Source organism: Bacillus stratosphericus, from assembly GCF_020524495.1.
In the GTDB taxonomy this organism is placed as follows: domain Bacteria; phylum Bacillota; class Bacilli; order Bacillales; family Bacillaceae; genus Bacillus; species Bacillus stratosphericus_B.
This window is the reverse complement of sequence record NZ_JAIVLB010000004.1, coordinates 63,994-77,956: the sequence shown is the minus strand read 5'-3', so window position 1 is coordinate 77,956 and position 13,963 is coordinate 63,994. Positions and strand designations below refer to the sequence as shown.

The 13,963-nt window shown below is 41.5% G+C and carries 13 protein-coding genes; 10 read left to right on the top strand and 3 right to left on the bottom strand.

Going from position 1 to position 13,963, the window contains the following annotated elements; all coding sequences use genetic code 11:
- Nucleotides 1-11: 11 nt before the first annotated feature.
- Nucleotides 12-1,208 carry a cardiolipin synthase gene (gene cls, locus LC033_RS02710; RefSeq protein WP_226566732.1) on the bottom strand — a complete coding sequence of 399 codons (1,197 nt, stop codon included), beginning with the start codon at nt 1,206-1,208 and terminating at the stop codon, nt 12-14.
- 142 nt (nt 1,209-1,350) lie between these two features.
- Here cls and LC033_RS02705 point away from each other — a divergent pair, with 142 nt between their 5' ends.
- The 7 genes from LC033_RS02705 to LC033_RS02675 all read left to right on the top strand — a co-directional run bounded on the left by LC033_RS02705 (nt 1,351) and on the right by LC033_RS02675 (nt 9,229).
- Nucleotides 1,351-3,462 (top strand): heterodisulfide reductase-related iron-sulfur binding cluster, encoded by a 2,112-nt coding sequence (locus LC033_RS02705; RefSeq protein WP_226566731.1) that lies wholly within the window; start codon nt 1,351-1,353, stop codon nt 3,460-3,462.
- 104 nt (nt 3,463-3,566) lie between these two features.
- Entirely contained in the window at nt 3,567-4,742 is a 1,176-nt protein-coding gene (gene mmgA / locus LC033_RS02700) for an acetyl-CoA C-acetyltransferase (RefSeq protein WP_226566730.1), read from the top strand.
- 19 nt (nt 4,743-4,761) lie between these two features.
- Entirely contained in the window at nt 4,762-5,625 is an 864-nt protein-coding gene (locus tag LC033_RS02695) for a 3-hydroxybutyryl-CoA dehydrogenase (RefSeq protein ID WP_226566729.1), read from the top strand.
- A gap of 11 nt (nt 5,626-5,636) precedes the next feature.
- The gene (locus LC033_RS02690) at nt 5,637-6,749 is read left to right on the top strand and encodes an acyl-CoA dehydrogenase family protein (RefSeq protein WP_226566728.1); all 1,113 of its coding nucleotides are present in this window, start codon (nt 5,637-5,639) and stop codon (nt 6,747-6,749) included.
- A gap of 16 nt (nt 6,750-6,765) precedes the next feature.
- Nucleotides 6,766-7,908, top strand: a complete 1,143-nt coding sequence (locus tag LC033_RS02685; protein ID WP_226566727.1) for an acyl-CoA dehydrogenase — start codon at nt 6,766-6,768, stop codon at nt 7,906-7,908.
- A gap of 362 nt (nt 7,909-8,270) precedes the next feature.
- The gene (locus LC033_RS02680; protein WP_226566726.1) at nt 8,271-8,459 is read left to right on the top strand and encodes a hypothetical protein; all 189 of its coding nucleotides are present in this window, start codon (nt 8,271-8,273) and stop codon (nt 8,457-8,459) included.
- Nucleotides 8,460-8,983: 524 nt separating this feature from the next.
- Nucleotides 8,984-9,229 carry an uberolysin/carnocyclin family circular bacteriocin gene (locus tag LC033_RS02675; protein WP_226566725.1) on the top strand — a complete coding sequence of 82 codons (246 nt, stop codon included), beginning with the start codon at nt 8,984-8,986 and terminating at the stop codon, nt 9,227-9,229.
- 912 nt (nt 9,230-10,141) lie between these two features.
- Here LC033_RS02675 and LC033_RS02670 read toward each other — a convergent pair.
- The gene (locus LC033_RS02670; RefSeq protein WP_226566724.1) at nt 10,142-10,315 is read right to left on the bottom strand and encodes a hypothetical protein; all 174 of its coding nucleotides are present in this window, start codon (nt 10,313-10,315) and stop codon (nt 10,142-10,144) included.
- Nucleotides 10,316-10,433: 118 nt separating this feature from the next.
- Between LC033_RS02670 and rpoE the strand changes: the two genes are divergently transcribed.
- Nucleotides 10,434-10,973 carry a DNA-directed RNA polymerase subunit delta gene (gene rpoE, locus LC033_RS02665; RefSeq protein ID WP_226566723.1) on the top strand — a complete coding sequence of 180 codons (540 nt, stop codon included), beginning with the start codon at nt 10,434-10,436 and terminating at the stop codon, nt 10,971-10,973.
- Nucleotides 10,974-11,211: 238 nt separating this feature from the next.
- A complete protein-coding gene (gene pyrG, locus LC033_RS02660; RefSeq protein WP_226566722.1) occupies nt 11,212-12,819 on the top strand; it encodes a glutamine hydrolyzing CTP synthase in 1,608 nt (535 codons plus the stop codon).
- 41 nt (nt 12,820-12,860) lie between these two features.
- On the opposite strand, the gene LC033_RS02655 is transcribed toward pyrG, so the two are convergent.
- The gene (locus LC033_RS02655; RefSeq protein ID WP_226566721.1) at nt 12,861-13,391 is read right to left on the bottom strand and encodes a DUF2529 domain-containing protein; all 531 of its coding nucleotides are present in this window, start codon (nt 13,389-13,391) and stop codon (nt 12,861-12,863) included.
- A 179-nt stretch (nt 13,392-13,570) separates the two neighbouring features.
- Between LC033_RS02655 and LC033_RS02650 the strand changes: the two genes are divergently transcribed.
- Complete coding sequence (locus tag LC033_RS02650; RefSeq protein ID WP_003214681.1) at nt 13,571-13,945, top strand: response regulator; 375 nt, start codon at nt 13,571-13,573, stop codon at nt 13,943-13,945.
- Nucleotides 13,946-13,963: the final 18 nt, after the last annotated feature.

Genomic DNA, 13,963 nt, shown 5'->3' with positions numbered 1-13,963 from the left:
GGTCATCTCCTTTATAAAAAATAAGAAAACATGACGCCAATCCACTCGAGCGGCCGCATCTTAAGAGGACGCTGTTTGTATTTCTCATATGTCATGAGCTCAGAAACTTCAATGTGTTCACGGATCTTTTTCTCCACGTGAGCTGTAAAGGCTGCATCTTCAATGGCTACATCTACTTCTTCATTTAAAAACAAGCTGCGCTTATCAAAATTCGCCGTACTGATGATGCAGCGTCTATGATCAATGAGAATGGCTTTCGAATGATAAAACCCTTTATAAAATCGATACACAAGACAGCCAGCAGCAATCAGATCCTTCAAATAATGAAATCCAGCCTCTTTGACAAGAGGATGATCCGCCTTCATTGGGATGATGATTTCGATAGTGACGCCTCGCCTGCGCGCCTCAAGGAGAGCCTTGAGAAGAGGGGCAGATGGAATAAAATAAGGTGTACAGATGATGATCTGCTGCCTAGCCTGCTGAATATCTTGGAGAAATAAGCTTTCTAAAGAAAATCCAGCCGTCGCACGTGTTGTGCATTGTAATGTTCCCGGTTCTAGTGCAGGAAAAACCTCGTATTGTAGCTGGTGAATGCCAGATCCCCGGTACAAATCATTGAGGAACACATGCTGGAGGTCTGCAACAACCTGTCCTGTCATTCGCAGGTGATAGTCTTTCCAAATGCCAAATCTGCCCTTTTTCCCTATATATTCATCGCCAATATTAAACCCGCCAATATAGCCAATTTTCCCATCAATGACCGTAATCTTACGGTGATTTCTCATGTTTAAACGATAAATCCAAAAAGGAAAACGAGGTTTATTTAAAAAGTAAAATTGTATGCCGCTTTTTTCTAGCATGTGGATCGACTTTTGATCAAATGGATAGGAGCCTAATCGATCGGTTAGCAAAAAGACAGAAACGCCTTGCTCCGCTTTGGCTTTAAGTGCATGTAAAATTCTTTGCCCAATCTTGTCGTTCTTTACAATAAAGAACATCATATGAATAGAAGAAGAGGCTTGCTGAATATCCATGAGCAGCTGATCAAAAAGTGGTTCGCCATCATGATAAAAGACTGCATCGCCACTTGTTTGGTCAAAAGTCCGTTCGAAAGCATGGGTAGAAAAATATTTTTTGCCCATATAAAGGTCCAAAATCACAAGTAGTACGATGGCAATGAATACGAGTAGAATGATCAATGCGATCATGAAGGTTCCTCCTTTTTTGCATATTTCAATAGTGTACCCAAACGTGTAAAAAATATTGACTGAATACTCATTCATTATTTATGATAGAGGTACAACATGGATACGAACAAAATGGGTTTTGTGGAATGAAAGGGGGAGCAAGATGAATAGCCTTTTAATGATGAACTTGATTGCATTTGCGGCGGTGACCGCGTACGCTGTGTATTTGTTTATTTATCTTATTCGAACACGAGCGGCGTATATTCGTCTTGGTAAAAAAGAAGAGTTTCAACAAGACATAAAGAAACGCTTAGAGCGTGTCTGGGTTAATGTGTTTGGACAAAAGAAGCTGTTAAAGGACAAGAAGAGCGGCATCATTCATGTGCTGTTTTTCTATGGATTTATTCTGGTTCAGTTCGGAGCCCTTGATTTTATTATGAAGGGACTTGTCCCAGATAGCGGGCTTCCATTAGGGCCGCTGTATGGCGCCTTTACGTTTTTCCAAGAGGTCGTCACACTTTTCATCCTAGTGGCGGTTGTTTGGGCTTTCCATAGAAGATATGTTGAAAAGCTTGTTCGTTTAAAAAGAGGCTTTAAATCAGGTCTTGTGCTATTGTTTATTGGTGGTTTGATGCTGACTGTATTACTGGGGAATGGCATGAATATCATTTGGCATGGACATTCACTGTCACCAACTGAGCCAATTGCTTCAGCCATTGCCTTCTTGCTAGGTGGACTTTCCCCACTTGCGGCAACGATTGTTTTTTATGTGGCATGGTGGGTGCATCTCCTCATTTTGCTGACGTTCTTAGTGTATGTCCCGCAATCAAAGCATGCCCATCTGATTGCAGGTCCGTTAAATGTATTTGCAAGCAGATTAGACCCACCGGGCAAGCTGCAAAAAATTGATTTTGAAGATGAAACTCAAGAGACCTTCGGTGTTGGGGAAATTGAAGATTTCCGGCAGTCTCAGCTGATCGATCTTTACGCCTGTGTGGAATGTGGGCGCTGCACGAATATGTGCCCGGCAACAGGAACTGGGAAAATGCTTTCTCCAATGGATTTGATTTTAAGGTTAAGAGATCATTTAACAAATAAAGGGGCTGCGATTACATCGAAGACGCCTTGGGTGCCGCAGCTTGCCTTTAGGCAGACAGCAGGGAATCAGTTGGCCATGCAGGCGAGAGGAGCTGGAGCTGAGGAATCAGCCGCTAGTACCATGTATCATCCTTCACTGATTGGTGAGGTCATTACAGAAGAAGAAATCTGGGCATGCACGACTTGCCGAAACTGTGAAGATCAATGCCCTGTCATGAACGAACACGTCGACAAGATTATTGATATGCGCAGATATCTCGTGCTGACAGAAGGAAAAATGGACCCAGATGCACAGCGTGCCATGACAAGCATTGAGCGCCAAGGAAACCCTTGGGGATTGAATCGAAAAGAAAGAGAGAATTGGCGTGATCTCAGGGAAGATGTGCATGTGCCGACAGTGAAAGAATTGAAAAAATCAGATCAGTCCTTTGATTATTTATTCTGGGTCGGCTCAATGGGAGCATATGACAATAGAAGCCAAAAGATTGCGCTTGCATTTGCAAAACTCCTCAATGAAGCAGGCGTCTCCTTTGCCATCTTAGGCAATAAAGAGAAAAACTCGGGCGATACACCAAGAAGACTCGGCAATGAATTTTTGTTCCAAGAGCTTGCCACAAAGAACATTGAAGAATTCCAGAAAAATGGTGTCACAAAAATCGTCACGATTGATCCTCACGCTTACAATTTATTTAAAAATGAATACCCGGACTTTGGGCTTGAGGCAGAAGTGTACCATCATACAGAATTACTATCAGAGCTAGTCAAAGAAGGGAAATTAACGCCTGTACATGAAGTAAATGAAGTGATTACCTTCCACGATTCTTGCTATCTGGGCAGATATAACGAAGTGTATGATCCACCAAGAGATATTTTAAAAGCCATTCCTGGTGTGACACTGAAAGAAATGGAGAGAAACCGTGAAACCGGTATGTGCTGCGGTGCAGGTGGAGGATTAATGTGGATGGAAGAAGAGACAGGTACTCGGATTAACACAGCACGAACGGAGCAGGCATTACAGGTGCAGCCGTCCATCATCAGCTCGGGCTGCCCATATTGTTTAACCATGCTGGGAGATGGGACGAAAGCGAAGGAAGTAGAGGAGCAAGTAGGCACGTTTGACGTAGCAGAACTTCTTGAAAAATCAGTGTTTGGCGAGACTAGAACGCAGGCTTCGTAATGATGATATGCCGATGAATCTTATGTTCATCGGCATGTGTATGGCGAAATTTCATCAACCGTCTAGATTATATGTAAGCGGTAACAAACGGGAGGGGGAAATCAATGAGCACGACAGTCATTGTATCTGGAGCGAGAACACCATTTGGAAAACTGGGTGGATCTTTAAGTAGTTTAACTGCCGCACAATTAGGCGGAATGGCGATAAAGACTGCAATGCAAAGAGCCTCAACTTCTCATGAGGTGGATGAGGTCATCATGGGAAGTGTCCTTCAAGGAGGACAAGGTCAAATTCCTTCAAGGCAAGCAGCTAGACATGCAGATCTTCCATGGACGGTTCCTACGCAAACCATCAATAAAGTCTGTGCTTCTGGAATGCGCAGTGTCAGTACAGCAGATCAAATCATTCGAGCAGGAGATGCTGAGGTAATCGTGGCAGGCGGTATGGAATCCATGTCTCATACCCCTTATCTTCTAAAAAAAGCGCGATGGGGCTACGAAATGGGAGATGGTACGGTACAAGATGCGATGATTTTAGATGGATTAACCTGTTCGTTTACAGGTGTTCATATGGGCGAGTATGGAAGTATGGCAGCGAAGGAGCTCGGAATCACGCGAGAAGAGCAAGACCTTTGGGCGCTAAGAAGTCATGAGCGAGCCGTCGAAGCTCAAAAACGTGGATTTTTTAAAAATGAAATCACCCCAGTCACAGTCAAGACGAAAAAAGGAGATCAGCTTATCACGGAAGATGAATCCCCGCGGCGTGATACGTCATATGAAAGATTATCAAAGCTCATGCCTGTTTTTGATCAGACCGGTACCATTACTGCTGGAAACGCACCGGGTGTCAATGACGGAGCAAGTGCGCTTCTTTTAATGAAAGACACTTATGCTATGAAGCTTGGCGAAAAGCCAATGGCAGTCGTACTTGGTTATGCAGAGGTAGGGGTAGAGGCAAAGGACTTTCCAAAAACACCAGCCGTTGCCATCGAAAAGGTTTTAAAGAAAACAGGAAAGCGTTTAGAGGATATCGATTTGTTTGAAATCAATGAGGCCTTTTCAACGGTGGCTTTAGCATGTGAAAAAACACTCGGGCTGGACCGGCGGAAAATGAATATTAACGGAGGAGCCGTCGCGCTTGGTCACCCAATTGGGGCAAGTGGAACGCGTATTATACTGACCTTGATTTATGCATTAAGACAAAGAGGCGGCGGCATTGGCATCGCAGCGATTTGCAGTGGCGGCGGTCAAGGGGACGCCATCATGATCAAGGTGGATTAAAAGGGAGGCGTTTATTGTCATGCGTACAAAAGAGACCGTCATGGTCGTCGGGGCTGGTCAAATGGGATCGGGCATTGCCCAAGTATTTGCACAGTCCGGCTACACCGTCTTGCTCCATGATGCAGCTGAAGAGCAGATTCATAGAGCCATTTCTTCTATGACCCATCAGCTGACGAAACGAGCGGAAAAAGGAAAGCTGGCACATCAGGCAGTCCGTGACATTACGCAGCGGCTTGCCGTCTCAACAGATTTAAAGGACGTACAGCAGGCACATTTAGTGGTTGAAGCTGCCTCAGAACAAATAAGTGTCAAGAAACAAATCTTTCAAACCCTCGATCAATTTGCAGAGGCTGAGTCGATATTTGCAACAAATACGTCTTCTCTGTCGATCACAGAATTAGCAGCCGTTACGAAAAGGCCAGAGCAAGTCATTGGCATGCATTTTATGAATCCGGTTCCTGTGATGAAACTGGTTGAAGTTATCCGTGCGCTGCAAACGAATGACGAAACGTATCAAGTCATTTTTGAAACAGCGAGGAAATTAAACAAAACCCCAATTGAAGTAGAAGACTTCCCAGGGTTTGTTTCAAATCGCATTTTGATGCCAATGATCAATGAAGCCATCTACACCCTTTACGAAGGTGTGGCAGATGCAGAAAGCATTGATGGCATCATGACACTTGGGATGAATCACCCAATGGGTCCGCTTCGTCTCGCTGATTTAATTGGACTGGATACCTGTTTATTTATTATGAATACCCTTCACGAGGGTCTTGGAGATAGCAAATATCGTCCTTGCCCTCTTTTGAAAAAATACGTAAGCGCAGGCTGGCTAGGTAAAAAGACAAAGAGAGGTTTTTACACATACCACGACCACTCATAGGGGGAGTCAGGATGGATGTTTTGCTAACGGAAAAACAACGTCTCTGGAGGAAACAGGTAGCAGCATTTGCACGCCAGCATGTAGATCCTGAAATAGAAGCCATGGAACAAGGCCAGTTTCCGAGAACACTTTTAACTGAGATGGGACGGCAAGGCTTTCTAGGGATTCCGATACCAGTTGCGTTTCAAGGATTAGGAGCAGATTTTACAACGTATATCCTTGCGATTCATGAATTGTCGAAAGTGAGCGCAACCATCGGTGTCATTGTGTCTGTTCACACATCTGTTGTGACGATGCCTATTTTGGCTTTTGGTACAACCGAGCAAAAAGCATCCTATGTTCCGCTGCTTGCAACCGGTCAAAAGTTGGGAGCCTTTTGTCTGACTGAACCAATAGCTGGATCAGATGCCTCTAGTATTCAGCTAAGAGCAGAGCGGGTAGACGACCACTATGTGTTAAATGGAACGAAAATTTTTATCACGAGCGGCGGGGAAGCGGAGCTGTATCTTGTATTTGCAGTGACAGATCCTGCTTCTACTAAAAAAAATATATCGGCGTTCATTGTCGAGAAAGATACACCGGGATTTACAATTGGAAGAGATGAGAAAAAGATGGGACTGCATGGGTCAAAAACAGTGACGCTTCATTTTGATGGCGTATGCATTCCGAGGGAGCAGCTGCTCGGTGCAGAAGGAGAGGGCTTCCGAATTGCCATGTCTAGCTTAAATGCGGGAAGGATCGGTATCGCAGCCCAAAGCCTAGGTATTGCAGAGGCCGCATTAACTGAGGCAGTAACCTATTTAAAGCAGTATCCAGCCGGCCTTGAAACGACCATTCGGCTAGGCGATCTGGCGGCGAATTGGGAAGCGGCCAAGCTCCTTGTCTATCAGGCAGCTTCTTATAAAGAGGCCAATCGACCGGTCACAAAGGAAGCGTCGATGGCGAAGTTATTTGCCTCCAAAACGGCAGTTGAAATCAGTACAGAAGCCATCCATTTGCTTGGCATGGATGGTTATACTAATCGATATCACGCAGAGCGCTACTTTCGTGATGCGAAAATTTGTGAAATCTATGAAGGAACAAGTGAAATTCAAAGGCTGGTCATTTGTAAACAGCTAATATGAAATGAGGTGGCTCAGGATGCAGTTCCAATTATGTGACGAACATGAAATGATACAAAAAATGGTGAGAGATTTTGCGAGAAATGAAGTGGAGCCAACAGCAGCAGAGCGAGACGAGACAGAGACCTATGATCCATCTATTTTTCGTCAGATGGCAGAGCTTGGTTTAACGGGCATACCTTGGCCGGAAGAGGTGGGCGGCATTGGCAGTGACTATTTGGCTTATGTGATAGCGGTTGAGGAGCTTTCAAGAATGTGTGCCTCTACTGGCGTCACCCTGTCTGCCCACACATCACTCGCCTCTTGGCCAATTTATACATTTGGGACAGAGGAGCAAAAGGAGACATATTTAAAGCCGCTTGCAGAGGGAAAGAAGATAGGAGCATACGCACTGACTGAAAGTGGCTCAGGTTCAGATGCAGGGGGAATGAAGACAACAGCAGTGAAAGCTGGCAGCGAATACATCCTGAACGGTGCGAAGATTTTTATTACAAATGGAGGGATTGCAGATACCTATATTGTGTTTGCAGTGACAGACCAAGAAGCTTCATCTCGAAATACAACCGCCTTTATTGTAGAAAAAGAAACACAGGGCTTCTCGATAGGCAAAAAAGAAAGCAAACTCGGCATACGCTCATCACCAACGACTGAAATCATCTTTGAAGATTGTCGTATTCCCGAAAGGAACCGGCTCGGTAAAGAAGGAGAAGGATTTAAAATAGCCATGATGACGCTGGATGGCGGGAGAAACGGCATTGCTGCACAGGCTGTTGGGGTCGCTCAAGGTGCTCTTGATGCGGCAGTCAGTTATGCAAAGGAGCGCAAACAATTTGGCAAACCGATCATTCAGCAGCAAGGGATCGCTTTCAAGTTAGCCGATATGGCGACATCGATTGAAGCATCAAGGTTGCTTACCTATCAGGCAGCATGGCTTGAAACGAAAGGGCTTCCGTATGGAAAGGAATCAGCCATGTCCAAGCTCTTTGCTGGTGATACAGCTATGAAGGTGACGACAGAAGCCGTTCAAATTTTCGGCGGATACGGCTATACAAAGGATTATCCAGTCGAACGATACATGCGTGATGCGAAAATCACTCAAATCTATGAAGGCACACAAGAAATCCAGCGGCTGGTCATCTCACGGAAACTGCTAGATATGTAGAAAACGAGTAAAGACCACCTGAACGTAAGGTGGTCTGTTTTAGTGCGGTTGACTCAGCTTTAAGAGCACCTCATTATTTTAATTCAGTAGCAAAATCTAAAGGTTTTTTAGGAAAAAAAGGATTGTGTCAGCAAAATGAAATTTTTAGCTTAAGAGTGACCTGTCAACGATGATGTGGAGTATATCGATACATATGAACTGGCCACAAGCCTACTAAAGTATTAAACTTCAATAAAGATATAGCTAAACCCACATACAAGGTAATAGTCAATTTTCCCTGAATTTTAGATAATTTCCAGTATCGATCCATATTATAATGGGATTATGTTAAAATTGAAGAAATATAAATATGGGAGGTTATTATGAACGCTGCTACCACCTTAGGAATCGTAACCATGGTGATATGGATTCTGGTTTCCGCAGAACTTTCAAAGACTTCAAAAAGAGACAATGATCAAAAAGAAAACAGTCGTAGAAAATTAATTGTCTTAATGATTGCAGGAATTGTATTGACCATAGCTGTAGTAATCTCATTATTTCAGAAACTTTAGATTAAGATCAATTATAAAAGTGTATAGCTATAAAGTTTTCATCATTTAATTTTTACACATATTATATAGTGTAAGTAAAACTTGAGGCAATCACAGAGAATAGAATGAGAGAGAGTTATTCATTGAATTTATTTCTGTCTTTAGTAAAGATGAACGTGTTTATTAATAATATTCCGTTAATAACTTCAAGGATAAAGGTAGCTTTCTTACTATAAATATAAATGCCATAATCTTTTAAGTGATGATAAAAGTTTACCTACCTCTAAGACAGGTCAATAAAGATTTGAAACGAATTGATTTCTTGATAGTGTATATTAGATATTTTGACTAGTTTTTAGAGAATTAAGCATTTTATGCCATTACATAAGTGCCCTGTAAAAATAAAAAATGAACTTAATCCCTGATAAGAATTGGTTATAAATCCCTCTATTTAAATTAATGTTACATATTTTACAAAAAATGTTGATATGTATTTTAATTCTTGTTGACTAAAAGAGTGGTAAATAATAGAAGGAGGTCATATTATGACGAAAGCAACAGATTCTAAGTTTTATGCTTTATTATCGCTATCACTTCTTGCGGTAACATTAGTAGCTTTAGTGATTGGTAATGGTTCTTTGATTGCAGCAAATCTGGGTGTTAGTACTGCAACTGCGGCAACAGTAGTTAATTTCTTAGATACTTGGTCCTCAGTAGCGACAGTCATTACAATCGTTGGCGTTTTCACTGGCGTAGGAACCATTAGTTCAGGTGTAGCTGCTGCTTTTTAAAATGACTTATGCATAAAATAAATAAGCTATTTAAAATATATGATCAAAGTATAATGGGGTATCTCAATTATATTGGGATGATTCTTTTTTCTTTCATTGTTATGGTAGCGTTGATTTTCTATCGGAATGAGATTCCCAGCACTTACCTAAACAGCTTTATTTTTATTTCAATATACATTGTAGCTACAGCTAATATTAATCGTTGTGTATTACCGTATAGAAGACAGCAGCCAGGCTTGGTCTTTATCTCTAAACAATTGTTGTTGAAACATTTATTCTTTACGATTCGAAACTAGATGATTTAAGAGCTTTGTTAGAGGATATGTCCTATGAAACGATGCTGAATCTAATTGTTGTCATTACAACAATTCTAACCACCATCAGTCTCTTAGTACAATATCTCATCGCTAAATTCTTATTAATGATCTTTGCTCCGGAGGTTAAGAGTCATTTGTTTTATGCTCTGATTCCTAAGATTATCATTATGTTTATTAATGTAATATGTATGGGGATCTTGCAAATACATAGCTTATGGCTGTACATCTTCACGGCACTTATAGGAGCAGTGTTGATCTTGTTCTTTTTTCAATACAAAAAAGCGAACTGGAAAGCATCAATTCTCTTTGCGACACCATTTATTATGGATGCTTTAATTTCCTTAGGAAAAGAAATAGTCGCTGTACTGTAATGCAATAATAAGTAGAGCATGAAATTTCAAGTTAAACAAAGCTTGCGAAAAGAAGTAAAGGTATTCACATAAAAATCGAAAAAAAGGTTTATACAATTTTTTCATTATAGGTACACGTAAACTTAACCCGTTGACGTGTGCCTTTTTATAAACTTTATAAAAAATGGGCAAATCACTTCGTCCGAACGATAGCCAAACAGATGCTGTTATCTTGTACAGTCATTTTATTCATTCATCAGTGCTGCCTTTGGTTGTTCCAATTTTTTCGTTTGGAATGAATAGAACGGCATACAAAAAGCATGCCGGACACCAGAACCAGTCCAATTTCCCGCAGATAAAGGACCAAAAGGTGCTCCTCGTGCGAAAAAATCAAAAATTAACATGATTAAAGGTGGCATAAACTCTCCTAATTTGTTTATAATGAGAGGTATGGTTTGTCGTAAAAATAAGGTATAAATACTTATTATTTCACTGGTAAATGGATACATACATGTAATAGAAAGGGAGTGTCTGACCTTGAGTTTGAAAGAATACTCACAGGAACAGCTCAAACAAATGTCTTTAGTTGAACTTGCTTATGAAATTTCCAGAGACAGCAAAACGCCGATTACGTTTTCCGAGTTAATAGATGAAATGGCCCGTCTGCAAGGGATACAAAAATCAGATCTTGATGATCGATTAGCTCAATTTTATACAGATTTGAATATAGATGGCCGCTTTATTTCGCTAGGTGATCAAAGGTGGGGACTTCGCAGCTGGTATCCAGTTGATCAAATGGAAGAAGAAGTTCAGCAAGCTGTGAAATCAAAAGCGAAAAAGAAAAAAGCGAAAGCGGCTGTCGTTGAAGAAGACTTCGATGATTTAGAAGAGGAAGAAGAAATCGATGAGCTTGAAGAAGATCTTGATCTGGTTGAAGACGACGATGACATTGACTTAGATGATGATGAAATTGACGAAGAACTAGAAGACTTCGACGAAGACGATGACGAAGACGAAGACGATGATGGCTTAACTGAAATTCAAGACGAACTAGACGATGATGAGGAAGACAAATAATCCTCTCAAGCCAGGTCTTCAAACAGGACAAAACCGTCTTGACTTTCGAGAGCGAACTATGTAGTATGTATTTTGGGCTCTCTAAAAAAGAGTACGTAAAGATACGTTCATTTACGCTCCCTTTCATTTATTTGAAAGGGAGCTTTCTTATTTTTCAAGAGATTTAGCGATACACTCTAAAGGGATGAAGCTGTGCATGTCTAGTCATGCAAGGGTAAAAAAGAGAGGAGCATACGAAATGACAAAGTATATTTTTGTAACAGGAGGAGTTGTTTCCTCACTTGGAAAAGGGATTACGGCTGCATCGTTAGGCCGCCTTCTTAAAAATAGAGGGATGAATGTCACCATTCAAAAGTTCGATCCATATATAAATGTAGACCCAGGGACAATGAGTCCATACCAGCACGGTGAGGTGTTTGTCACAGATGATGGTGCTGAAACAGATCTTGACTTAGGTCACTACGAGCGTTTTATTGATATTAACTTAAATAAGTATAGCAACGTGACGACTGGTAAAATTTACTCTACTGTCCTGAAGAAAGAGCGCCGTGGCGACTATTTAGGCGGTACAGTTCAAGTTATTCCCCATATCACAAATGAAATCAAAGATCGTGTATACCGTGCGGGAAAAGAAACCGGTGCAGATGTTGTCATTACAGAAATCGGGGGAACAGTTGGGGATATCGAATCCCTTCCATTCCTTGAAGCGATTCGTCAAATGAAGAGTGACATCGGTCGTGAAAATGTGATGTACATTCATTGTACCCTTGTTCCTTACATTCGTGCAGCAGGCGAGCTGAAAACAAAACCAACACAGCATAGTGTGAAAGAACTGCGCAGCCTTGGCATTCAGCCAAACGTCATTGTTGTCAGAACAGAAATGCCAATGACACAAGATATGAAGGACAAAATAGCTTTATTTTGTGATATTGATACAAAAGCTGTGATCGAATGTCAGGATGCAGACACACTTTATTCGATTCCGCTAGATTTACAAAAACAAGGATTAGACAAGCTTGTATGTGAGCACATGAAGCTCGATTCCCAAGATGCAGACATGAATGAGTGGAAGGCTCTTGTCGACAAAGTGCAAAGCCTTTCAAAGCAAGTAACAATTGGACTTGTAGGGAAGTATGTGGAGCTTCAAGATGCTTACATTTCTGTTGTCGAATCACTTCGTCATGCAGGCTATGCATTTGATGCTGATGTTCAAATCAAATGGATCAATGCAGAGGAAGTCACAGCAGATAATATGGCTGATTTCGCGCAAGATGTAGACGGCATTATTGTACCTGGAGGCTTCGGAGATCGAGGAGTTGAAGGGAAGATTATTGCAACGCAATTTGCTCGTGAAAACAAAGTGCCTTTCTTCGGTATTTGCTTAGGTATGCAAGTAGCATCTATCGAATATGCGAGAAATGTACTAGGTTTTGAGGGAGCACATTCAGCAGAAATCGATCCAGAAACAGCATTCCCAATCATTGATCTTCTTCCAGAACAGAAGGATGTAGAGGATCTAGGCGGAACACTACGTCTTGGCCTGTACCCTTGTAAATTAAATGAAGACACAAAAGCATTTGCTGCATACAATGACGAAGTAGTATACGAACGTCACCGTCATCGCTATGAATTCAATAACGAATACAGACAGCAAATGGAAGCAGCAGGGTTTGTATTCTCTGGTACAAGCCCAGATGGACGTCTTGTCGAAATTATCGAGCTGAAGGATCACCCTTGGTTCCTAGCTTCTCAGTTTCACCCAGAATTCACTTCAAGACCGACAAGACCACAGCCATTATTTAGGGATTTCGTTGGTGCTTCACTGCAAGCATCTGAAGCAAAATAGAACAAAAAACAGCCGAGAATATCATCTTCTCGGCTGTTTTTTTATTCATATTCCTCAACAATTTCTTTCACAGTAAAAGATAGTGCATGGTAGACGTATAAGCAGGTCATCAAAGCAGGATAGCCGAATCTTGTTCCATCTTCAGCGGGCACAAGTGGTTTTTTAAGCCGGAAATCAATATGGACATCACAATGCTCTTCAATCACTGACAGCTCCTTTTGTGCAGGCCCCACTCCAACAATGGGCGTACCTTGGGTGTACAGTTCTTTTACAAGGGATTGGATCTCCGGATCTTCTTGATCTGAATAAAATAGCAGCACCCTGTCACTTAGATAAAGTAAGCTGCGCTCCTTTTGATCCTGCGGCAGCACTTTTGCACCGGGAAATGGCTCCTTGCTTTCGGATGCCTCTAAGGCCACAGCAGCTAGCTCATTCTTTCCATGGAAATAAACAGCATGTCCACTGATTACGGCTTGAGCAAGAAGGCGTGCGCCCTCTTCAATCGCTTCTGTTTGTTTTTCTCCGATACGTGAAAAAATACTTGATAACTGGGTTGTGAATATTTTTAACAAGACTCATTTCCTCCTTCGGTCAAATCATTTTATAATGAATATAAAGAGAATATTAGGAAAAATGCTCAGAAAATGTAGTAAAGTAAACTATTATAATTAAAGGAAATGTGAAAATCAAACAGAATTATTTAACAACTGCTCTTTTTATGGCGAAAAACGAAAGCAATGGGGTGTAACAGATGAATGAGAAAATTTTAATTGTCGATGATCAGTACGGTATTCGAATCTTACTGAATGAAGTGTTTCATAAAGAAGGCTATCAAACCTTCCAAGCGGCCAATGGATTACAGGCGTTAGATATTGTGAAAAACCATAGACCGAACCTTGTTCTGCTAGATATGAAAATTCCCGGAATGGACGGGATTGAGATTTTAAAACGGATGAAATTAATTGATGAAGACATTCGCGTGATCATTATGACAGCCTATGGCGAACTAGACATGATTCAAGAATCCAAAGAACTTGGCGCATTGACGCACTTCGCAAAACCATTCGATATTGATGAAATCCGAGATGCAGTCAAAGAATATTTGCCGCTTGAAACAAATGGTTAGATGGAAATGATTGAATCA

Coding starts and splice junctions, on each gene's coding strand:
- cls (WP_226566732.1), bottom strand. CDS start 1,208: ATGATCGCATTGATCATTCTACTCGTATTCATTGCCATCGTACTACTT.
- LC033_RS02685 (WP_226566727.1), top strand. CDS start 6,766: ATGCAGTTCCAATTATGTGACGAACATGAAATGATACAAAAAATGGTG.
- LC033_RS02650 (WP_003214681.1), top strand. CDS start 13,571: ATGAATGAGAAAATTTTAATTGTCGATGATCAGTACGGTATTCGAATC.
- LC033_RS02680 (WP_226566726.1), top strand. CDS start 8,271: ATGAACGCTGCTACCACCTTAGGAATCGTAACCATGGTGATATGGATT.
- mmgA (WP_226566730.1), top strand. CDS start 3,567: ATGAGCACGACAGTCATTGTATCTGGAGCGAGAACACCATTTGGAAAA.
- LC033_RS02705 (WP_226566731.1), top strand. CDS start 1,351: ATGAATAGCCTTTTAATGATGAACTTGATTGCATTTGCGGCGGTGACC.
- LC033_RS02670 (WP_226566724.1), bottom strand. CDS start 10,315: ATGCCACCTTTAATCATGTTAATTTTTGATTTTTTCGCACGAGGAGCA.
- LC033_RS02690 (WP_226566728.1), top strand. CDS start 5,637: ATGGATGTTTTGCTAACGGAAAAACAACGTCTCTGGAGGAAACAGGTA.
- LC033_RS02695 (WP_226566729.1), top strand. CDS start 4,762: ATGCGTACAAAAGAGACCGTCATGGTCGTCGGGGCTGGTCAAATGGGA.
- LC033_RS02675 (WP_226566725.1), top strand. CDS start 8,984: ATGACGAAAGCAACAGATTCTAAGTTTTATGCTTTATTATCGCTATCA.
- pyrG (WP_226566722.1), top strand. CDS start 11,212: ATGACAAAGTATATTTTTGTAACAGGAGGAGTTGTTTCCTCACTTGGA.